18 protein-coding genes are annotated in these 21,741 nt (G+C 68.9%); 11 read left to right on the forward strand and 7 right to left on the reverse strand.

Annotated features, from left to right (window positions below):
• Positions 1–230 precede the first annotated feature (230 nt).
• Together PKH97_RS03405 and PKH97_RS03410 are read right to left on the reverse strand one after the other, a co-directional pair.
• Positions 231–473 (reverse strand): YbdD/YjiX family protein, encoded by a 243-nt coding sequence (locus PKH97_RS03405; protein WP_324385996.1) that lies wholly within the window; start codon positions 471–473, stop codon positions 231–233.
• Complete coding sequence (locus tag PKH97_RS03410; RefSeq protein ID WP_324385997.1) at positions 470–2,731, reverse strand: carbon starvation CstA family protein; 2,262 nt, start codon at positions 2,729–2,731, stop codon at positions 470–472. The genes PKH97_RS03405 and PKH97_RS03410 overlap by 4 nt, the downstream gene beginning before the upstream one ends.
• Before the next feature lie 189 nt (positions 2,732–2,920).
• Here PKH97_RS03410 and lpdA point away from each other — a divergent pair, with 189 nt between their 5' ends.
• Positions 2,921–4,318: a dihydrolipoyl dehydrogenase gene (gene lpdA / locus PKH97_RS03415; RefSeq protein ID WP_324385998.1), complete on the forward strand. Its 1,398-nt coding sequence runs from the start codon at positions 2,921–2,923 to the stop codon at positions 4,316–4,318.
• A 237-nt stretch (positions 4,319–4,555) separates the two neighbouring features.
• On the opposite strand, the gene PKH97_RS03420 is transcribed toward lpdA, so the two are convergent.
• The gene (locus PKH97_RS03420; protein ID WP_324385999.1) at positions 4,556–5,707 is read right to left on the reverse strand and encodes an FUSC family protein; all 1,152 of its coding nucleotides are present in this window, start codon (positions 5,705–5,707) and stop codon (positions 4,556–4,558) included.
• 101 nt (positions 5,708–5,808) lie between these two features.
• On the opposite strand from PKH97_RS03420, the gene PKH97_RS03425 reads away from it, so the two are divergent.
• The 5 genes from PKH97_RS03425 (at position 5,809) to PKH97_RS03445 (ending at position 11,601) form a co-directional block, all read left to right on the forward strand.
• Complete coding sequence (locus PKH97_RS03425) at positions 5,809–7,248, forward strand: pyridoxal-dependent decarboxylase (RefSeq protein WP_324386000.1); 1,440 nt, start codon at positions 5,809–5,811, stop codon at positions 7,246–7,248.
• 84 nt (positions 7,249–7,332) lie between these two features.
• Positions 7,333–8,880, forward strand: coding sequence for an amidohydrolase family protein (locus tag PKH97_RS03430; protein ID WP_324386001.1), 1,548 nt, complete (start codon positions 7,333–7,335; stop codon positions 8,878–8,880).
• Between the two features lie 237 nt (positions 8,881–9,117).
• Entirely contained in the window at positions 9,118–10,290 is a 1,173-nt protein-coding gene (locus PKH97_RS03435; protein WP_324386002.1) for an aminotransferase class I/II-fold pyridoxal phosphate-dependent enzyme, read from the forward strand.
• Between the two features lie 8 nt (positions 10,291–10,298).
• The gene (locus tag PKH97_RS03440; protein WP_324386003.1) at positions 10,299–10,916 is read left to right on the forward strand and encodes a sugar transferase; all 618 of its coding nucleotides are present in this window, start codon (positions 10,299–10,301) and stop codon (positions 10,914–10,916) included.
• Positions 10,906–11,601, forward strand: a complete 696-nt coding sequence (locus PKH97_RS03445) for a NeuD/PglB/VioB family sugar acetyltransferase (protein ID WP_324386004.1) — start codon at positions 10,906–10,908, stop codon at positions 11,599–11,601. Before PKH97_RS03440 ends, PKH97_RS03445 begins: the two co-directional genes overlap by 11 nt.
• Here PKH97_RS03445 and PKH97_RS03450 read toward each other — a convergent pair.
• Positions 11,580–12,704, reverse strand: a complete 1,125-nt coding sequence (locus tag PKH97_RS03450; protein WP_324386005.1) for a glycosyltransferase — start codon at positions 12,702–12,704, stop codon at positions 11,580–11,582. The genes PKH97_RS03445 and PKH97_RS03450 overlap by 22 nt on opposite strands.
• A gap of 83 nt (positions 12,705–12,787) precedes the next feature.
• On the opposite strand from PKH97_RS03450, the gene PKH97_RS03455 reads away from it, so the two are divergent.
• Positions 12,788–13,762, forward strand: a complete 975-nt coding sequence (locus tag PKH97_RS03455; RefSeq protein WP_324386006.1) for a GNAT family N-acetyltransferase — start codon at positions 12,788–12,790, stop codon at positions 13,760–13,762.
• 6 nt (positions 13,763–13,768) lie between these two features.
• Here the strand turns inward: PKH97_RS03455 and PKH97_RS03460 are convergent, their stop codons facing one another.
• A complete protein-coding gene (locus PKH97_RS03460) occupies positions 13,769–14,716 on the reverse strand; it encodes an NAD-dependent epimerase/dehydratase family protein (protein WP_324386007.1) in 948 nt (315 codons plus the stop codon).
• Positions 14,717–14,850: 134 nt separating this feature from the next.
• Here PKH97_RS03460 and PKH97_RS03465 point away from each other — a divergent pair, with 134 nt between their 5' ends.
• Together PKH97_RS03465 and rocD are read left to right on the forward strand one after the other, a co-directional pair.
• Positions 14,851–15,384 (forward strand): low molecular weight phosphatase family protein, encoded by a 534-nt coding sequence (locus tag PKH97_RS03465; RefSeq protein ID WP_324386008.1) that lies wholly within the window; start codon positions 14,851–14,853, stop codon positions 15,382–15,384.
• Positions 15,385–15,454: 70 nt separating this feature from the next.
• On the forward strand, positions 15,455–16,696 hold the full coding sequence (gene rocD / locus PKH97_RS03470; protein WP_324386009.1) for an ornithine--oxo-acid transaminase: 1,242 nt from the start codon (positions 15,455–15,457) through the stop codon (positions 16,694–16,696).
• 115 nt (positions 16,697–16,811) lie between these two features.
• Here rocD and PKH97_RS03475 read toward each other — a convergent pair whose 3' ends face one another.
• Positions 16,812–17,438 carry a maleylpyruvate isomerase family mycothiol-dependent enzyme gene (locus PKH97_RS03475; protein WP_324386010.1) on the reverse strand — a complete coding sequence of 209 codons (627 nt, stop codon included), beginning with the start codon at positions 17,436–17,438 and terminating at the stop codon, positions 16,812–16,814.
• A 118-nt stretch (positions 17,439–17,556) separates the two neighbouring features.
• Positions 17,557–18,621, reverse strand: a complete 1,065-nt coding sequence (locus PKH97_RS03480) for a hypothetical protein (protein ID WP_324386011.1) — start codon at positions 18,619–18,621, stop codon at positions 17,557–17,559.
• Positions 18,622–18,861: 240 nt separating this feature from the next.
• On the opposite strand from PKH97_RS03480, the gene rpsO reads away from it, so the two are divergent.
• Both rpsO and PKH97_RS03490 read left to right on the forward strand, forming a co-directional pair.
• Positions 18,862–19,131, forward strand: coding sequence for a 30S ribosomal protein S15 (gene rpsO, locus PKH97_RS03485; protein WP_324386012.1), 270 nt, complete (start codon positions 18,862–18,864; stop codon positions 19,129–19,131).
• 186 nt (positions 19,132–19,317) lie between these two features.
• Positions 19,318–21,708, forward strand: coding sequence for a polyribonucleotide nucleotidyltransferase (locus tag PKH97_RS03490; protein WP_324386013.1), 2,391 nt, complete (start codon positions 19,318–19,320; stop codon positions 21,706–21,708).
• The last annotated feature ends 33 nt before the right edge of the window (positions 21,709–21,741 follow it).

The following is a 21,741-nucleotide window of genomic DNA, read 5'->3' on the forward strand; positions in this document are numbered from 1 at the left end:
CTCGCCGGCGCCCCGCGTTCCGCGGCGGGCGTTGTCACCGCGGGGTCGGACAGCGCGCACCCCGCCGGCCCGGTGCCTGCCACCCACTGACGTCGAGAGTGCACAGACGTCACGTCGAACGTGGGCACATTTCCGTTGTCGAGCGTACGCACTTGCCTCATCGAGTGAGCACGCCCTCCCCGTCGAGTGAGCACGCCCTCCGCGTGGAGCCGCTCGACGGGGGCGTGTGATCAGCAGCAGCGCTGGGTGGGGTTGCGCTCCTGGTCGGCGTACTTCTCGCGCCAGAACTCCTTCTTGGTCGGCACGGCGCAGGCGGGACGCGCGCGGCGCAGGTGGGCGACATATCGCTCATAGGCGTCCGCGCCGGTGACGCCGCTCCAGTACCAACGGATCGCCCGAAGCGCGGATCCGGCCCGTCCCCGCGTGGTGTCGGCGCCCGGGCCGCTCGCCCCGGCCGGGGCCTGAGCCGTCATCGGTGCACTCCTTGCGGGCTCGGATCCAGCCCGGCTTCCCGCCACTCGGCGAGCACCTGCTTCTCGGCGTCGGTGGCCACGAAGCTCCGGGGCGCGAAAATCTGGGACGGCACATCCGGTGCCTCAGAAGTTGGCAGACCACCGGCCCGGATCGCCTTTGCGCACATCACGGCGGCGGCGAGCACGACGATGACAACAAGGCTCGCGTAGATGATCGACAGGCTCCCTTGCACGGTGGTGTTGAAGACGACCTTGTCCATATCGGCCATCGATTTCGCCGGCGCGATGACCTGACCGGCATCCCGCGCCGCCACGAACTTGTCGTGGTTGGCGAAGTAGCCGATTGCCGGGTTGTCGCTGAAGATCTTCTGCCAGGACGCGAACAGCGTCACGATCAGGTCCCAGACGAGCGGCAGACCAGGAATCCACGCCCACTTGAGCAGGCCCTGTTTGATCACGATGGTCGTGACTACCGTCAAGGCGATCGCCGCGAGTAGTTGGTTGGCGATGCCGAAGAGCGGGAAGAGCGTGTAGATCCCGCCGAGTGGGTCCTTGACGCCCATCACCAGGATCGAACCCCAGCCGGCGACGACGATCAGCGAGCAGACCCACGCGCCGACTCGCCAGCTCGGGTCCTTGAATTTCGCCATGCCCGGGATATTGCCGATGGCGTCAGAGAACATGAACCGCGCCACCCGCGTGCCGGCATCGACCGTCGTCAGGATGAAGAGCGCCTCGAACATGACCGCGAAGTGGTACCAGAAGGAGCGCAGCGAGTCGCCGCCGAAGGACTTCATCACCTCGGACATGCCGAAGGCCAGCGTCGGCGCGCCTCCGGTGCGGCTGACGATGGAGGCCTCGCCTACGCCCTCGGCCGCGCTCTGCAGCAGCGCCGGGTCGATGGGCGGCAACGCGGCTCCACCGGGACTGACAAGCGCGAGCGAATCGACGTATGCCGCGGCGGTCTCCGGAGTGCCGCCGGTCAGCGCCTTCGGCGCATTCATCGCGAAATAGATGTGTTGGTCGATGCTCACGGCCGCCACCATCGCCATCACGGCGACGAAGGACTCGGTCAGCATCGAGCCATACCCGATCATCCGCGCCTGACTCTCCTTCTCGATCAGCTTCGGCGTGGTGCCCGAAGAGATCAGCGCGTGGAATCCCGACAGCGCCCCGCACGCGATGGTGATGAACAGGAAAGGGAAGAGTGCGCCGGCGAAGGACGGGCCCTTGTCCGAGTGCGCGAACGACGTCACCGCCGGCATCTGCACGACCGGACGGGCGACGAGAATGCCCAAGGCGAGCAGGGCGATCGTGCCGACCTTCATGAAGGTCGAGAGATAGTCGCGGGGGGCAAGGAGCAGCCATACGGGAAGCACCGAGGCGGCGAAGCCGTAGAGGATGAGCGCCCAGGCCAACTGCACCGGCGTCAAGGTGAAGGTGTCCGCCCACGAGCTCTCGGCTACCCAGCGGCCGGCGATGATCGCGATGAGGAGCAGCACCACGCCGATCAGCGACACCTCGTTGACCGCGCCAGGCCTCAGGAAACGCAGATAGACGCCCATGAAGAGCGCGATCGGGATGGTCATGGCGATGGAGAAGACGCCCCAGGGGCTCTCGGCGAGCGCACCGATGACGACGATCCCGAGGACGGCGATCAGGATGAGCATGATCGTCAGCACGCCGATGATGGCCGCCGTCCCGCCGACCAGGCCGAGTTCGTCGCGCGCCATCTGCCCCAGGCTGCGGCCGCGTCGGCGAATCGACATGTGCAGGACCATGTAGTCCTGGACCGCCCCCGCGAAGACGACGCCGATGATGATCCACATCGTCCCGGGCAAATAGCCCATCTGGGCCGCGAGCACCGGGCCGACGAGCGGGCCGGCGCCGGCCACCGCCGCAAAGTGGTGGCCGTAGAGAATGCGCCGGTCGGTCGGCATGAAGTCCTTGCCGTTGGCGAACTCCTCGGCTGGCGTCATCCGGGTGTCGCGCGGCTTGAGCACTTTGTACTCGATCAGTCGCGCGTAGAAGCGGAAGGCAATGACGTAGGTGCACAACGCGGCCAACACGAACCACACCGCGTTCACCGACTCGCCCCGGACGATCGCGATCATCGCCCACGCGATCGCGCCGATTAGACCGATGCCGGCGAAGATCGCCTTCTGTCGGCCGGTGATGACGTCGGGTTCGACGACGGCGACGGGCGGCCGATCCGGGTCGGTCCGTTGGACGTCCACACTGTGAAGCTCCGTGCGCATGCTCCCGCTCCCTTGCGTGAGAGTTCCCCTGTGTCAGCCACCGTAGGACTGCGCACCGACAACCGCGCGTTTTAGCGCGCGCCGCGTTCGCCGGGCGGTCGCCTGGCGACGATGGCCGGTCACTCCCCGTATGCCGGGCGGCGGAGCGCCCCCCGTCCCCCGAGGGGAAGAGCTACTAGGCTGGCCGACATGGCTGACTTCGACGTGGTGGTCCTCGGTGCTGGTCCTGGCGGGTATGTCGCGGCGATCCGCGCGTCGCAACTCGGCCTGAAGGCCGCGGTGGTGGAGAAGAAATACTGGGGCGGTGTGTGCCTCAACGTCGGCTGCATCCCGAGCAAGGCGCTGATCAAGAACGCCGAACTCGCGCATACGCTCAATCACGAGAAGGCGAAATACGGGATCGAGGGCGACGCGACGATGTCCTTCGGCCCCACCCACGCGCGCTCGCGCCAGGTGTCCGCCGGCATCGTCAAGGGCGTCCACTTCCTGATGAAGAAGAACAAGATCACCGAGATCGACGGCTGGGGCACGCTGACCGGTCCGAAGTCGATGACCGTGGCCATGAATGACGGCTCCACCCGCGAGCTCACCTTCGACAGCCTCATCATCGCGGCGGGCGCGGTCACCCGGATGCTGCCCGGTGTCTCGGTGTCGAAGAATGTCGTCACGTATGAGGAGCAGATCCTCGACGAGAACCTCCCCGGCTCGATCATCATCGCCGGATCGGGCGCGATCGGTGTGGAGTTCGCCTATGTCATGAAGAACTTCGGCGTTGATGTCACGATTGTCGAGTTCCTCGACAGGATGGTCCCCACCGAGGACGCCGACGTCTCGAAGGAGCTGCTCAAGCACTACAAGAAACTCGGCGTCAAGGTGCTGCTCGGCACCAAGGTCGAGTCGGTCGAGGACACCGGATCCGGTGTGCGCGTGACGGTTTCGCCCGCGGCGGGTGGTGACCAGCAGGTTCTCGAAGCCGACAAACTGCTCTCCGCGATCGGCTTCGCTCCGCGGACCGAGGGCTACGGACTCGAGGCCGCCGGGGTCAAGCTGACCGACCGGGGCGCCATCGAGATCGACGACTTCATGCGTACCAACGTCCCGGGCGTCTATGCCATCGGCGACTGCACCGCCAAACTGATGCTCGCTCACGTCGCGGAGGCTCAGGGCGTCGTCGCCGCCGAAACGATCGCCGGCGCCGCGACCATGCCGGTGGACTACGCCATGATCCCGCGAGCCACCTACTGCCACCCGCAGATCGGCTCCTTCGGCCTCTCCGAGCAGCAGGCCAAAGACGCCGGCCATGATGTCAAGACCGCCCAATTCCCGTTCTCCGCTAACGGAAAGGCCATGGGCCTCGGTGACGCCGTCGGCTTCGTCAAGATCATCGCCGACGCCCAGCACAACGAGATCCTCGGCGCCGCCATGATCGGCCCCGATGTCACCGAACTGCTGCCCGTCCTGACACTCGCGCAGAAGTGGGACCTGACCGCCGACGAGGTGGCCCGCAATGTCTTCGCCCACCCGACCCTGTCGGAGGCCGTCAAGGAGGCCGTCGAAGGCATCGTCGGGCACATGATCAATCTCTGATTGCCGAATCTGCTCATCAGCTCGCGGGGTCTGCTCGTTCCTCTCAGCTACCGCTCGCTGATCGTCGCTGCGGCGTCGTGGGTGGCCGGCTGAGGCGGGTTGGCTTATCAGCTCGCGGCGGCGTCGTGGGTAGTTGCTTGAGTGACGCGATTTCTCGACGATCGGCGAGGCGGGCACGCGACGAAGGAGCGGACCCGGCGAGCCGATGAGGAGAGAAATCAAAAGATGCAGTTGCCGTCAGGCCTCGCCGGCCAGCCGGGCGCGGGCGTCGTCCAGGGGGCGGCCCAACACCTGATGGAAGTCGACCAGGATCGAGCGGATCTGGGCGCGGACCACCTCGGCCGACAAGGGCGCACCCGGGGCCGGCGCCTGCGTGTCGAGCGCGGTCCGTTCGAGCGCCGCTTCCAGCGCCGGGCTGGGCCGGCCCTCGCGCACCGCACGGGCGAGCAGGTCGGTGGCGTCCGCGAGCTCGATGATCGCCTCGACATAGGTCGCCGGCACGGCCTCGCCGACGTGCACGGCCGTGGCCGAGCGCCGGATCAGCACCCGCGCGTTCCGCATCGCCCGGTCGATGGGCGCGAGCATGGCCCCGAGCTCGCGCACCTCCCGCCGCCGCCCGAAGTGCAGCGGCGAGATCGCCACCACCTCGACGGCGTCGTCGGTCATCCCGCGTAGCACGGCCAGGTCGCTCTCGGTTGCGCGTGCCCGCGTCAGCGCGTCCTCGAGCATCTCCTCATCGCGCGCCGACAGCCCGAGCGCGGTCGCCGTCAGCAGGCTCGACAACGTCTCCAGCAGCGCAGTCGACTTCGCACGCGGCCGGGCGATCATCGACGCCGGCACGAGTCCCGCGAAAACCACGGCCACACACGAGCCGATCAGCGCTTCGAACCAGCGCCCGAAGGCCGTGGAGCTCGTCCCCGACAACAACGCGACGATCAGCCCCTGCACGCCCGCCTGAGTGACCATCAAGGGCCCCGCGCCCAACACGCTCGCCACGCTCATCGCCGTCACGACGATCGCACCCACCTGCCACGGCCCGAGGCCCGCCAGGTGGAAGAAGGACTCTCCGACGAACGCCCCCACGGCCACACCCACGGTGATCTCGATCGCCCGCCGGAAGCGCTGCCCATAGGTCATCCCCAGGCAGATCATCGCCGCGACCGGCGCGAAGAGCGGCACGGCCACCTCGAAGACGTAGTGCGCGATCGAGTAGGCAACCACCGCCGCGAGCCCGCACTGCAGGATGAAGAAGGCTTTCGCGCGCCACAGGCGCGCCTGTTCCCGCGCCTGGCGCCGCGCCAACTGCGTCGACATCTCGAAGGCCCGGCTCCCCGCGGCGACTCCCACCTCGAACCGCTCGCGCGTTCGACGGCCCCACGACCACGTCACTGCACCGATCCTAGGGCGGCGCAGTCCCGCCGGTGTCGCCGTCCACACCGCGAACGGCCAGGTCACGCCGAGTCGTCGGTGCCGTGCGCGAGGATTGCCGTATGACGCCCGAAGAGTTCCGCGCATCGGCTCACCAGCTCATCGACTGGGTCGCCGACCACCGCGCGCGTATCCCCGAGTTGCCGGTCGGGGCGACCGTCGCCCCGGGGCAGATCCGCTCTGCCCTGCCGACCACCGCGCCCGAGAGCCCGGAGCCGCTCGCGGACGTCATCGCCGATCTCGAACGCATCATCGTCCCGGGCGTCACCCAGACCCAGCACCCCGCCTTCTATGGCTGGTTCCCCTCCAATGCCTCGCTGGCCTCCTTGCTCGGCGATATCGCCAGCGGGGGAGTGGCGGCCCTCGGCATCACGTGGGCCTCGGCGCCCGCCCTGACTGAGGTCGAGCAAGTGGTGACCGATTGGCTGCGCGAGCTGTGCGGTCTCGACGCGGCCTGGCGCGGAGCCATCCAGGACACCGCGTCCACGGCGACGCTGGTTGCGATGCTCGCCGCCCGCGAGCGCGCCGGCGAGCACTCCCAGGAATCCGGCGGCCTGCAGTCGGTCGGCCGGCCGCTGGTCGCCTACACCTCACCCCATGCCCACTCGTCGGTGCCCAAGGCCGTGCTGCTCGCCGGTTTCGGCCGCGACAACCTCCGCTTTGTCGACGTCGACCCGGTCACTTATGCCATGCGGCCGGATGCCCTCGCCGCCGCGATGGCCGAGGATGTCGCGGCCGGCAAGCGCCCGGCCGTGGTTGTCGCCGCCGTCGGGACTACGGGCACGTGCGCGATGGATCCGGTCGCCGCCATTGTCGAGGTCGCCCGCACCCACGACGCCTGGGTGCACGTCGACGCGGCGATGGCCGGCTCGGCAATGCTGCTCCCGGAGATGCGCCACCTGTTCGACGGCGTCGAGGGCGCCGACTCGCTCGCCTGGAACCCCCACAAATGGCTCGGCACCATCCTCGACTGCTCGCTGCTCTATGTCCGTGACGTCGACCACCTGATCCGTTGCATGTCGACCACTCCGTCCTATCTGCGCTCGGCCGTCGACGACGAGGTCGTCCAGTACAAGGACTGGGGCATCCCTCTCGGCCGCCGCTTCCGCGCCCTCAAACTCTGGTTCCACCTGCGCCTCGAGGGGGCGGAAGCCATCCGTGCCCGTCTGCGCCGGGATCTCGACAATGCCCGGTGGCTCGCGGAGGCCATTGCGGCCGAGACGGATTGGCGCGTGCTCGCCCCCGTCGACCTGCAGACCGTCTGCGTGCGCCACGAGCCGCCCGGCCTCGACCGGGAGGCTCTGGACCGGCATACGCTGGCTTGGGCCGATGCCGTCAACGCGGGGGGCCGGGCTTTCGTGTCACCGAGCGTCCTGGACGAGCGCTGGATGGTTCGCATCTCCATCGGTGCCGAGGCGACCGAGCGCGCCGATGTCGAAGCGCTCTGGGCGCTGCTTCGCGAGCACGTCGCAGCGTCCCGGGTCGTGCCGACCGCGCCGTGACGTGACTCAGCCCCGGACGAGCGGTCGAGGTGCCGGCGCGTCCCTGGCCCCATGTGCGCGGCAGTTGACCCTAAGGTGACGCGGATGACGGATCTGCTGATCACCGGGGCGCGACTGGTCCCGGTGGCCGGCGTCGCCGCGCCGGAGCACCCGGTGGACGTTCTCGTCAGCGGTGGCCGGGTGGCCGACGTCGGCCCGAAGCTCGCGTCCCGTGGCGTCGCGGACGTCATTGCGGCACAAGGACGTTGGTTGCTGCCCGGGCTGTGGGACGCGCACGTGCACCCGGTCATGTGGGCGCTGGCGCGCGCCCGCATCGACCTTTCCGGGACCACCGATCCCACGGACGTATGCCGTCGGGTCGCCGCCCATCTGTCCGCTCGCCCGGGCGAGCAGCTGGTCCTCGGCTACGGCTACCGTTCGGCGGCCTGGGACCGCCTGCCCACCGTGTTGGAACTCGACGCTGCCACCGGCAGTCGACCGGTCGCCCTGGCCAGTGGCGACGCCCACAACGGCTGGCTCAATAGCGCAGCCCTCGCGCTGATCGGCCAGGCACCTCGCGAGGGCGCTCTCGTCGAGGGCGAGTGGTACGCGGCATACCGGCATCTGGAGGCCATCGCAACGTCCCTCGAGGAACCGGAAGCCGCGCTGGAGGCGGCCCTCGCCGCCGCGGCGGCCCGTGGCGTGGTCGGCATCGTCGATTTCGAGTTCGATTCCGCCTGGCGTACCTGGCCGGCCCGGCTGGAGCGCGGCCGACCGCCGGTCCGAATCCGAGCGGCCGCCTACGCCGACTCGCTCGACGACGTCGCAGCCGCCGGCCTGCGCACGGGAGATCCGCTCGTTGCGGGCGAGGACCTGCTCACCATGGGGCCGCTGAAGGTCATCAGCGACGGCTCGCTCAATACGCTCACGGCGTGGTGCTGCGAGCCCTACGCACCCGACGGGGGCGACGACGGGGGGTGCGGCCGGTCCAATCTCACGGCTGCCGAACTCCGTGAGGTGATGAGCAGGGCCGGCGACATCGGCCTGACCTGCGCGATCCACGCGATCGGCGACCGCGCGGTCGCGACGGCATTGGATGCGTTTAGCGCCACCCGCCAAGGCGGATCGATCGAGCACGCGCAACTTGTCGGCGCCGCCGACTTCGAGCGCCTCGCCGCCCTCGGCCTGACCGCGAGCGTTCAGCCGGTCCACCTGATCGACGACCGGCTGGTGACCGACCGCTACTGGCGCGATCGCGCCGACCGGGTCTATGCCTTCCGTTCGCTGCTCGACGCGGGCGTCGCCCTGGCCTTCGGCTCGGATGCCCCGGTTGCGCCGCTGGACCCGTGGCGCGCGATCGCGGCTGCGGTGTTCCGGGCTGACGCTGCCGACGAGCCATGGCACTCGGAACAGGCCATCACCCCCGCCGAAGCTCTCGCGTCGAGCACCGACGGACAGGGCACCGTCCATATCGGCCAGCCCGCGGACCTGGTTTTGGTGGACGCAGATCCGCTCGCGCTGGGATCGCTCGCCGATCGAAGTGCGACAGCGGACGGATCCCCAGCGGCACAGGCGGACCGCGCCCACCTGCGTGAGCTGCCCGTGTCCTTGACCCTTGTCGGTGGCCGGCGCACGCACGAGGCCCTCACCTGACGAATGGGAACCGTGGGCCTGGGCCACCGGATTTCACGATTTGTCGTCCGACAAATGTTGGACAGGGTAGGTTTCCCGACGGGCTCAGTTCTACCCTACGATTCGAAGCTGAAGAGCGGGGCCTCAGCAGGATTTTCGGGGTCTACCGCGCTCCTCATAGAGCGCGGGTGATGGATAGGGAGGGTTATGACGACGACGTCCGAAACGACTTTGTCGCCATGTCCCGAGTGTGGGGAAGTGGTGCCGCACACGTGCGCCGCCCCGGTCGGGGAGTCACGGATCTATCTGTCCTCGCCCGACATGTCGACCTTGGAGGAGCGGTCAGTTCTGCGCGCCGTTCGTTCGGGATGGATCGCGCCGCTCGGTCCCGAGTTGGATGCCTTCGAAGCGGAACTGGCGGTGCTCTCCGGTCGCAAGTATGCCGTTGGATTGTCTTCCGGGACTGCGGCCTTGCATCTCGGCCTCCTCGCCCTTGGGGTCGGCGAGGGCGATGTCGTCGTCGTCTCGACCTTGACATTTGCCGCGACGGCAAATGCGGTGGTGTATACGGGCGCTAGACCCGTGTTCGTCGATTCCGACGCCTCCGGAAATATGGATCCGGACTTGCTGGAGACCGCGCTGGCGACGCTGACGGACGAAGGGCAGCGGGTGGCGGCTGTCGTCCCGGTCGACCTGATGGGCAAGGTGGCCGACCACGCGCGCATCCGTGAGATCACCGCGCGGCGCGGGATTCCGGTGCTCTCCGACGCCGCCGAGGCTTTCGGTGCCACGCGCGACGGGCGGCCGGCCGCGGCATACGGCGATATGGCCGTGTTGTCCTTCAACGGCAACAAGGTCGTCACCACGTCCGGCGGCGGCGCGTTGCTCACCGATGATGCCGAGCATGCCCAGCGGGTTCGGCACCTGGCCACCCAGGCCCGTGTCCCGATCGCCTACTACGAGCACACCGAGGTCGGCTACAACTATCGGCTGTCCAATGTGCTGGCCGCCCTGGGCCGCGCGCAGCTCGTCCGTCTCCCCCAGTTTTTGGCGAGTCGGCGCGCCCACCGCGAGCAGTATCGCGACCGGTTGGGGCACCAGCCCGGCATCTCGATCTTCGGCGAGCCGTGGGGCGGTCCCAGCGAGGACACCATGGACAACTGCTGGCTGACGACGCTGCTCGTCGATCAGGAGGCGGCAGGTGTAACGAGCGAGGACCTGCGCTTGGCGCTCGACCGGGCCAACATCGAGGCCCGGCCGATGTGGAACCCGATGCATCGACAGCCGGCCTACAAGGGTGAGCGGGCGTTCATCACCGGTGTCAGCGACTGGCTGTTCGCATCGGGGCTCTCGCTTCCGAGCGGGTCGGCCCTGGACGCAAGCGATATCGACCGTGTCTGCACGGTGTTGTTGCGCTCGATCCGGGCCTAGGCGAGGTCATGCTCAGACACCACCAGCGGATAGCCCGGAGCGTCGACGTCGCCGTCAGCGGCCTCGCCCTCCTCGTTTTCGCGCCGGTCATCGCGGTGATCGCTCTCGTCGTCCGCCTGCGGTTGGGCAGCCCCGTCCTGTTCCGCCAGGACCGCGTCGGGCGTGATGAGCAGGTCTTCCGCCTCGTCAAGTTCCGCACCATGCGCGTGCCCGACGCCGATCACATCACCGATGCCGATCGGCTCACCCGCGTCGGGCGCTGGTTGCGCGCCACCAGCCTCGATGAGCTGCCGACGCTGTGGAATGTCTTCCGCGGGGAGATGAGTCTGGTCGGGCCACGGCCGCTGCTCGTGGAGTACCTGCCGCTCTATTCACCCGTCCAGGCCCGCCGCCACGAAGTGCGTCCCGGGATCACCGGACTAGCCCAGATCTCGGGGCGCAATGCTCTGACCTGGGAGGAGAAGTTCGCCTACGACGTGGACTATGTCGACAACCGCACCCACCTGATGGATCTGCGCATCCTCGGCCGGACGATCAGTGCCGTGGTCACGCGCCGCGGCGCCGTCGAGGTATGCCACGGCCCCTTCCGCGGCAGCACGGAGCCAGGTCGCGAACGTGCCGACTGAACCCGTCGTCGTCATCGGTGCGGGTGGGTTCGGTCGCGAGAGTCTCGACATCGTGCAGGACATGATCTCTGCTGGTGCGCCCTGGACCCTCGCCGGTGTCGTCGACGACCGCCCGTCCGCGGACAGTCGCGATCGGTTGGCGCGTCGCGGCATTCCCCTGCTCGGAAATATCGACTCCTGGCTGGCCGACCCGCGAGGCCCACGTCACTACGTCCTCGGGGTTGCCATGCCGCCCGTCAAACGAGCCATCGTCACGCGGCTGGAGGCGGCCGACCGCGAGCTGTGGCCGGTGTCGGCCGTGCACCCGTCGGCCCTCCTCGGCTCCGTCGTGCAGATCGGCGTGGGCGTGGTGGTCTGCGCGCGCGCGGTCATCGGCACCAATGTGCACCTCGAGGCATTCGCGCAGGTCAACGCCAACGCGACGATCGGCCATGATGCGGTGATCGGGGAGCACGCGATGATCGCGCCCGGCGTCATCGTCTCCGGCGGCGTCCGCGTCGGCGCTGGATCGCTACTCGGCGCCGGCGCGACCGTCTTGCAGTACCTCAGCGTCGGCTCGGACGCCGTGGTCGGGGCGGGTGCCGTCGTCACTCGCGATGTGCCCTCCGGCGCGATGGTCACGGGCATACCGGCCCGACCGGTGGCGCGATCGACGGACGCGGTTCAGTCGTCGCCGGTGCCCTGAGCGCGAGACCGCCCCGCGAGCCGCCGATACATCGTCTCCTGCCGCGCCATCGTCACTCGGATGTCGTATCGTCCCGCGGAGTCGCGTGCCGCAGCGCCCATCGCCGACCGCCCCGCGTCGTCGCCGGCGATTGTGACGAAGGCCGCGGCCAGCGCCTGCGCATCCCGGCGTGGGACGAGCAGCCCGTCCACGCCGTCGCGAACCTGCCCCGGTATGCCGCCCACTCTCGTCGCGACCACCGGCAGGCCCGCGGCGAAGGCTTCCATGACGGCCACCGGCAAACCTTCGTGCGCGGACGCGAGGGCGAAGACGTCGGCGGCGGCCATCAGCTCGGGAATGTCGCGCCGGTAGCCAGCGAGCCAGAAGCGATCGCCGAGCCCGAGTTCGGCGTGCCGGGCAGCCATCTCGTCGGCCAGCGGCCCCTGACCGACCGCGACGAATCGCAGCCTGGGGGCACGCGGCAGGGCTAGCTGGGCCGCCCGCATCAGATTGGGATAGTCCTTGTTGGCTCGGAGGTTGGCCACGGTCAGGACGAGCACCTCGTCGTCGGCGACCGCCAATTCGCGGCGTAGTCGTTCGCGGGTCCCGTCGGGGACGACCAATGCCTGAGGATCGATGCCGTGGATCAGCACCTCGTAGCGGCGCCGGTGGGTGGCCCAGGTCGTATCCCGGACCTGCTCGGACACGGCCCAGCGGTGGGCATCCAGCGGACTGGTCAGCGCATTGAGCGCGCGGGTCGGCCGGCGGTGGCTGGTCCACTCGTTGTGTTCCGTCGAGATGAGAACGGGCCGCTGCGCGCGGGGCAGGGTGAGGCTCAGAAGGCGGGCCTCCGAGGCGAGCACGGGCGAATGCGCGTGGACGACGTCGGCCTGGGCCAGGGCAGCGCGCAGGTCGCGCACGCGGTGCGCCGGGAGCAGCTCGGGCACCAGTCCCGCCGCTTCGAAGTCCGCCACCAGGTGCGTCTTGTCCGGGCGGACGAAGATCAGGCGATGCGTGAATCGCGTGCGGTCGGCAACCTGCGCGGACAACAGCAGGAGTTGTTCGGCGCCGCCCGGTCCGAGCCCTTTGACAAGCCAGAGCACCCGGATCGGCCCGTCGCTCACATCGTGCTCCTCACGTATCGGCCCGTCCCCGCTGCCATGGGCCTAGACTCCCGACGATCCTACTGACGCGGCTGGGGGCCCCGATGTCCGAACGTGTGCTCAGCCTGACCTATCGTGCCGCCGGCCCGGCGGACGGGCCCGCTGTCGCCGACCTGCTCCGGACGTCACTGGGCAAGCAGGACGATCCGCACTACGAGGCCTTCTTGGCCTGGAAGCATCAGCAGAACGCTTTCGGTGTCTCGCCCGCCTGGGTCGCTCTCGATGAGGACCGCGTGGTCGGCTACCGGACCTTCTTGCGCTGGCGCTTCGTCGACGACGCGGGGCGCGTGCTGCGGGCCGTGCGAGCCGTGGACACCGCTACCGATCCCGCCTACCGCGGGCAGGGCATCTTCCGGCGGCTGACGATCGAAGCGGTCGCCGACTTGACCCGAAGCGGCGATGCCTTCGTCTTCAACACCCCCAACGATCAGAGCCGTCCGGGCTATCTGAGCATGGGGTGGAGCATCGTTCGCCGAGTGCCCGTCGCCGTCCTGCCCCGTGGCGTGGAGGGCGTGCGCCGGATGCGCTCGGCCCGAGTGCCGGCTCAACTGTGGTCGCAGGACACCGGCGCCGGTCTGCCCGCCGCCGAGGCGCTTCAGGACCCCGACGTCGCCAGGGCCTTGCTGGCGCACGCGCCACGGTCGGGATTACGCACCGACCGCACGCCGGAGTATCTCGCGTGGCGAACCGCCTTCGGTCCGCTTCGCTACCGCGTCCTGCTCGCCGAAGCGGACCCGGCTGCCGGTGGCCTGATCTTTCGGCTGCGGCGGCGCGGCCCGGCCGTGGAAGCGACGATCGTGGAGGCCTTCGTCCCGGATTGGCGCACGGGCGCGGCTTTGACCCGTCGGCTGCTGCGCGAGACCCGTGCGGATTATGCGATCGCCGCCGGAAGCGGTGTCGGACTGGGGATGGTGCCGGCGCCCCGCCTCGGGCCCGTGCTGACCGCTCGGCCCCTGGCCGCGACGCCACCCGCCGCGGACCAGTGGCAACTCGCGCTGGCCGACGTGGAACTCTTCTGACGGACCTCAGGCTCCCACCTGCCGCTGCGCCAGGCTCCGGAACCACGCCACGGTCGCGGCCAACCCCTCGGGCAGGGGGACCGGCCGGACATCGGGGAAGTGCCCCTGGAGCCGGGCGTTGTCCGCCTGGGAGTCCCGTACGTCGCCGGGCCGCTCGGCGACATACTCCACCCGAGGCGTGAAGCCCAGTTCCTGGCCGAGCATCGTGATCATGTCGTTCAGCGAGGTCCGCGTGCCGAAGGCCAGGTTGACAGGGGAGTCGTCGACAACCCGCCCGATCGCGGCGTCGGCGAGGACGCGGGTCACCGAGCCGACGAAGGTGAAGTCCCGTGTCTGAAACCCGTCGCCGTTGACGATCAGGGGGCGATCGTTTAGGGCAGCGTCGATGAAGGTGGGCACGACCGCGGCATACGCATGGCCGGCCGCCTGCAGCGGCCCGTAGACATTGAAGAAGCGGAAGGCCAGGACCGGCAGTCCGTAGCTGCGGCCGAATGCGAGGGTGTAGGCCTCGGCCGCCTGCTTCGCCACGGCATACGGGGAGATCGGGTCCAGGCGCATGCTCTCGCGTTTGGGCAACTCCCGGTTCGCCCCGTAGACCGAGGAGGAGGAGGACAAGATGACGTGACTGCCCGCCACCCGTGCCGCCTGGAGGACATTCAGGGTGCCGGTCGCGATCGCGTGATGCGAGGCCAGCGGATCGGCAAGCGAGCGCGGCACCGACGGCAGGGCCGCAAGGTGGATGATCGAGTCGGCGCCGTCGAAGGCTTCGGCGAGCAAATCCGGATCGAGAATGGTGCCAGCGAATGTGCGCGCCGAGGTGCCGAGGAGATTGTCGGGGGAGCCCGTCGAGTAGTCGTCCACGACAACGATGTCAGTCACTTCCGGGCGGCCCTGAAGATCCCGGACGACATTCGCCCCGATGAATCCTGCCCCGCCGGTCACGACGACCTTCATGTGTTTCCTCCCACCATCCCCGCCAGCCCGGCGAAGGTTATCAAGGGTGACGATTGGTTTCGACACTTTGGTCGGATCAATCACGAATTCGGGGCGAAAGCGTTCTGCGTCATCGCCGCTACGCTTCCGTTGTTGTGACCGTTCTCTTCGTCTGCACGGCCAATATCGCCCGATCGCCGTATGCCGAGCGGCGAGCCCGCTTCCTGCTCGGCGACGCCTCGGCCCCCGACTCTGGACCCCAAGAGGTCAGCAGCGCGGGTGTGCCCGGCGTGCCGGGCCGCTCGATGGACGACCTGCTCGCGGCCGAGTTGCGCACCCGGGGCGGCGACCCCGGCGGGCACGTGAGCCGGTCGGTCACCGTGGACCTGATCGAGCAGGCCGACCTCGTCCTCACCTTTGAATTCACCCAGCACATGCGCCTAATCGATCTCGCACCACACCGCGCGCACTGCATCTTCGGAATCCGCCAGTTCGCCGCCGCTGCAAGCAGAGCCGACGGCGTCGGGGATCTCGCCGATCGCGTCGGGGCGATCGCCGAGCGCACCGCGCCGGACAGCATGTCCGCCGACGTCGCGGATCCGCACCGACGCGGCCGGCGGACCGCGCGCGCCTGCGCGGACGAGATCGACGTCCTGCTCGCAGACATCCTCCCCGTCATCGGGGGCTGACGGCCGCCGGCCCCCGACCGGAGCGAACGACGGGCGGCTACGGTGGTGGTCTCGCTGCGAAGGAGCCGACATGCACACCGACGTTCCCCTGTCCCAGGCGGCCCGGTCCGTGATCACCCAGACCGAGACCTATGCCGCTCACAACTACCATCCGCTGCCCGCCGTCCTCGCGGCCGGCGAGGGTGCCTGGGTCATCGATGTCGACGGGCGGCGATATCTCGACGCGCTCGCCGGCTATTCGGCCCTGAACTTCGGGCACGGTAACCCGCGCCTATTGGCCCGGGCTCACGAGCAACTCGACCGGCTGACATTGACCAGCCGGGGTTTCTACAACGATCAGCTTGGTCCCTTCGCCCAGGATCTGTGCGCCTTGACCGGGAAAGGTGCGGTGCTGCCCATGAACAGCGGCGCCGAAGCCGTCGAGACCGCGTTGAAGGTAGCGCGCAAATGGGGCTACCGCGTCAAAGGCGTGCCCGAGGGGCAGGCGACGATCATCGTGATGGAAGGCAACTTCCACGGCCGCACGACGACCATCGTCAGCTTTTCCGACGACAAGGTCGCCCATGACGACTACGGCCCCTATACGCCCGGTTTCGTGACCGTGCCATTCGGCGATGCGCCGCTCCTGCGCGAGGCCGTCGCCGGTGATTCATCCGTGGTGGCCGTCCTCCTCGAGCCCATCCAGGGTGAGCGCGGGGTGATCATCCCGCCCGATGACTACCTGCGTGAGGTCCGCGAGATCTGTTCCGCCGCAGGGGTGTTGATGATGGCCGACGAGATCCAGTCGGGTCTCGCCCGGACCGGCGAGACCTTCGCCTGCGACCACGAGAAGGTGATCCCGGACGTCTATATCCTCGGCAAGGCGCTCGGTGGCGGGCTCGTCGCCTTGTCGGCGATCGCCGCCGACACCGACATCCTCGACGTCTTCACGCCGGGGTCGCACGGCTCCACCTTCGGTGGCAATCCGTATGCCTGCGCGATCGGCAGGGAAGTTGTGGCCATGCTCGCCACCGGCGAGTACCAAGCAGCCGCCCGCGAACGCGGTGCCCAACTTGCGGCCGGCCTGACCCACCTTGCCGGCCAGGGGATAGCCGAGATGCGGGTGCGGGGGCTGTGGGCCGGCCTGGACATCGAGCCCGGTCTGGGCACCGGACGAGCACTCTCGGCCCACTTGATGAGGCGTGGAGTGCTCGCCAAGGACACTCATGGCTCGACGATCCGGCTTGCTCCGCCCTTGTGCGCCACCTCAGCCGACATCGACGTGCTGGTCGATGCGGTCGCGGGCGCATTGGGCGACCTGCGCCGGCCCTGACGCCCGCGATTCTTGGGCCGGTCTTCACCAGCCGTGTCCAGACGCCGCTGACCCTCCTCGGCGCCGCTCGCCGCCCCGGCCGCGAGCGGCCGCCCATCAGCGTCAGCCGCGAGTGTCAGCCGCGAGAGCGCAAGGTTTCCACGCCGGCCCCGGTGAGGTCGTCGAGGAAGGCCTTGCGCCCCGTCATCGCCATCACGAGGGCAAGAATCGGGCCCTCGACGCGGGCGCCGCTGCCGTGCGACCACGCCGCGTCCGTGGCGTGCAGTGACATATCGGCGATCCGTGACTTGGCCCCGATGAGGGTGTTGGAGTTCTTGTAGAAGTCGGCTACCGCGACCAGGGCACCAGCGTCGTAGTCGTGCTCGATGCTCAGCGGGCGGCGGATGTCCTCGGCGTGGATGATCACCTCACCCAGCCAGCTCGTCTCGGGTCCGGGGGGTGCCGACGTGAGGCCGATCGCGGCCTCGAACCTGCTCAGTGTCTCCTGGGCATCGGCGCCGCGTTCGCGGGCGATACCGGCCTGGACAAAGCGCGAGAAGGAGAAGCGCGCCTTGGCCAACCCGGCGACGAACCCCGGCGGAGTGGTCGTCGCCGTGGCGGTCATATGGGCCAGCGTGTCGCGGATCGTCCAGCCCGCGCACAGGGAGGGCAGGTCCCACGCCGATGTGTCAGGGAGGGTCTTCAGATCCGCAAGCAGCGCCGCGCGCTCGCGGTGGACGATCGGCCACATATCGGTGCTCACGAGAGGTGATTGTGCGGCATCGACCCGGGGACGGACGAACAAGCACGCCAGATCGCGCAGCGACGTGCGCCCCGCGGCTGGGCCGCGGGGCGCACCTGCTCGATCACCCAACTGGGGGTCAGAGGTTGCGGACTGTGTTGAAGACCTGCAACTCCTTGTTGTCGAAGTAGGGGCCGAACATCACGTTCGCCCAGGCCGCGCCGATGCCACCCTTGTTGCTGTTGACGGAGTTGACATAACCCATCCAGCTGCCGTTGACCCAGGTCAGCCACGGACCGCCGCTCGCGCCGCCGGTCATCCGGCAGTTCAGGTAGTTCTGCCCGGCGAACGTCCCACTGCCGTAGTAATAGTCGGTGCCCTGGCAGTAGCGGGCGTCCTCACCGTTGGCGGTGTAGCCAGGCCACCGCCAGTCGGTGATCGGATAGCCGAGCGAGGTGCGGAACTGGTTTGTGGACCCGTTGAACCACGCGCCGTGACCGCCGAGCGCGTTCACGATCGCCACCCCATTGCGGGGGTAGACCACGACGGCGCCCATATCGTCGGCGCTGGTGCCGTAGTTGTAGTAGTTCCACGTCGTGGAGTAGGTCTTGGCGTAGTAGACGCCCTGAGTGGCGCCGTACTGGTAGCCCGGGTAGAACTGCAGGTTGGTGTACCACCGGCGGTTCGTGGCGTCCCAGACGCAGTGGCCGGCCGTGATGAGGGTCGACTTGTTCTCGGCGTTGACGGCGGTTGCGGTGCACCAGGACCAGCTGTAGGCCGGACCGGGGTCGGTGTCGAAGTAGAGCTTGCCGACCTGGCGGTTGGGGTTGGCCGTCGGGCCGAGCGGCCACAAGGCGCCGGCGTTGGTGTCGTAGCGGGCCACGGCCTCCTTGGCCGACAGCCCCTTGGTGCTGCCCCCCGCCGCGGACGGCGCGATCTTGACCTCGGCGCCCCGGCTCGACCGGTCGCTGCCGGCGGGTGACGGGACGTTCTTCGGCATGGCCATCGGCTTGGCGACCTTGATGATGTCCTTGATGTCCATCGTGGCGGCGGTGCCTCGCTCGGCGGCCGACACCGTGTGCACGGGCGACTTTCCGGCGCTCGATCCGGTGGCGAGCGTCCCGGCCTGGGCGGCGTTCGCGCCGAGTGCAGCCAGGGCGGCGAGCCCCGCGGTGGACGCCAGGACGCGGCGTGTCTTGTTCATGATTCCTCCCAAGGTGTCGGCCGGGGCCACCGATCCGGTGTTCGGCCCGCGGGTCGTTCCCGCATGTCCCAACCGAGTGGCCCACCGGCCCGGTGATACGTCTGGATCGGCCCGATTTCCGAGGCAGCGAATCCCGCTGGTAGCCTTGAGCGTTGCCGTTGTATCGGCCGCGGATTCAACAGAGCCCCGGTGGACCAGCCCGGGCGCGCCGCGCACACGCAGAGAAAGAGAGTCGTTCGTATGCCCCTGGCTGCCGACGTCAAGAAGCAGATCATGGCCGAGTACGCCACCACCGAAGGCGACACCGGCTCTCCCGAGGTGCAGATCGCGCTGCTCACCCAGCGCATCAAGGACCTCACCGAGCACGCCCGCACCCACAAGCATGACCACCACTCCCGTCGTGGCCTGTTGCTGCTCGTCGGTCAGCGCCGCCGCCTGCTGCGCTACCTCGAGAGCGTGGACGTCGAGCGCTACCGGTCGCTGATCAAGCGACTCGGCCTGCGCCGTTGAGATTCGAGAAGGGGCGGCCCGCCGTGGGCCGCCCCTTCTCGTATGCCGAGCCATCGGCACCCGCCGGCCACGCGCCATACGTGCGTGATCTGCCGGTACCGCGCCGCCGATAGCGGCGCAAGATAAGGACAACCCGCGCACAACGACGATGCGCGTGGCTGACGTAGATAAAGAAAGTGAGGGCCCATGGAGGGTCCAGAGATCCAGTTCGCCGAGGCCGTCATCGACAACGGCCGCTTCGGCACCCGCACCGTCCGGTTCGAGACCGGTCGCCTCGCCCGTCAGGCGGGCGGCTCGGTCAGCGCCTACCTCGACGGCGAGACCATGCTGCTGGCGACGACGACCGCGAGCGGCACGCCGAAAGACCAGTTCGACTTCTTCCCGCTGACCGTCGATGTCGAGGAGCGCATGTATGCCCTTGGCAAGATCCCGGGCAGCTTCTTCCGCCGCGAGGGACGCCCCTCGACCGAGGCGATCCTGACCTGCCGCCTGATCGACCGGCCGCTGCGCCCGTCCTTCGTCAAGGGCCTGCGCAATGAGGTCCAGGTCGTCATCACCGTGCTCGCTCTGCAGCCGGACCACCAGTACGACGTTGTGGCGATCAATGCCGCGTCCGCCGCCACCCAGATCTCCGGTCTGCCCTTCAGCGGGCCGATCGGCGGCGTGCGCGTCGCCCTGATCGAGGGCCAGTGGGTTGCCTTCCCCAACTTCTCCGACGCCGAGCGGTCGACTTTCGACATGGTCGTCGCCGGCCGCGTCGTCGGTGACGATGTCGCGATCATGATGGTCGAGGCCGAGGCCACGGACGCCACCTGGAATCTCGTCAAGAACGAGGGCAAGCAGGCCCCGACCGAGGAGGTCGTCGCGCAGGGTCTCGAGGCGGCCAAGGCGTTCATCCGCACGCTGTGCGAGGCCCAGGCCGACCTCGCCGCAAAGGCCGCGAAGCCGGTCGAGGAGTTCCCGATCTTCCTCGACTACCAAGACGATGTGTATGCCGCAGTCGAGGCCGCCGCGTCGCGCGAGGGCAAGCTCGCCTCGATCCTTTCGATCGCCGGCAAGCAGGAGCGCGAGGACGCGATCAACGAGCTGAAGTCGGCCATCCACCTTCAGCTGGTCGGCGACGCCGACGGCATCCACGAGGGCGGGACCAAGGGCGAGTTCTTCGGCCGTCAGAAGGAAGTCTCCGCTGCCTACCGCAGCGTGCAGAAGAAGCTCGTGCGCGAGCGCATCCTGCGGGACAAGGTCCGCATCGACGGTCGTGGGCTCGCGGACATCCGCGCCCTGTCGGCCGAGGTCGAGGTGCTCCCGCGCGTCCACGGCTCCGCGCTCTTCGAGCGCGGCGAGACCCAGATCATGGGCGTCACCACGCTGAACATGCTGCGTATGGAGCAGCAGCTGGACACCCTCTCGCCGGTGACCCGCAAGCGCTACATGCACAACTACAACTTCCCGCCCTACAGCACCGGTGAGACCGGCCGCGTCGGGTCGCCGAAGCGCCGCGAGATCGGCCACGGCGCCCTGGCGGAGCGGGCCCTCATGCCGGTGCTGCCGACCCGCGAGGAGTTCCCCTACGCGATCCGCCAGGTCTCCGAGGCGCTCGGGTCCAATGGCTCGACGTCGATGGGCTCGGTCTGTGCCTCCACCCTCTCGCTGCTCAACGCCGGTGTGCCGCTGCGCGCTCCGGTCGCCGGCATCGCGATGGGCCTGGTGTCGGCGGAGGTCGACGGGCAGACGCAGTATGCCGCCCTGACCGACATCCTCGGCGCCGAGGACGCGTTCGGCGACATGGATTTCAAGGTCGCCGGCACCCGCGAGTTCGTTACGGCCATCCAGCTCGACACCAAGCTCGACGGCATCCCGGCCGACGTGCTGGCCGGTGCGCTGACCCAGGCCCGCGACGCCCGTTTCTACATTCTCGATGTCATGAACGAGGCGATCGACGCGCCCGACGAAATGAGCCCCTACGCTCCGCGCGTCATCAGCGTCCAGGTCCCGGTCGACAAGATCGGTGAGGTCATCGGCCCGAAGGGCAAGATGATCAACCAGATCCAGGACGAGACCGGCGCCGACATCTCCATCGAGGACGACGGCACCGTCTACATCGGTGCGACCGACGGTCCCTCGGCCGAGGCGGCTCGGGCGATGGTCAACGCGATCGCCAACCCGCAAATGCCCGAGGTCGGCGAGCGCTTCCTCGGCACCGTCGTGAAGACGACGACCTTCGGGGCGTTCGTCTCGCTGCTGCCGGGCAAGGACGGTCTGCTGCACATCTCCGAGGTGCGCAAGCTCGTCGGCGGCAAGCGGATCGACGCCGTCGAGGATGTCCTCGCGGTGGGCCAGAAGGTCCAGGTCGAGCTGAAGGAGGTCGACCCGCGCGGCAAGCTCTCGCTCGCGGCCGTCCTCCCCGAGGGTGCCGAGGCGCCCGCGGCCGAGCGCTCCGACGGTGAGGAGTCCGCACCGGCCGACGCGCGCCCCGAGCGTGGCGATCGCGGCGAGCGGCACGAAGGCGAGCGCCGGGAGCACTCCCGCAACCGTCGTCGTCGCACCAATGACGGGGAACGCCGCAGCGAGGACTGATCCTCCAGCATCGGCATACGCCTAAGCTCACCG

Source organism: Nostocoides sp. (genome assembly GCF_035343835.1).
Classification (GTDB): domain Bacteria; phylum Actinomycetota; class Actinomycetes; order Actinomycetales; family Dermatophilaceae; genus Nostocoides_A; species Nostocoides_A vanveenii.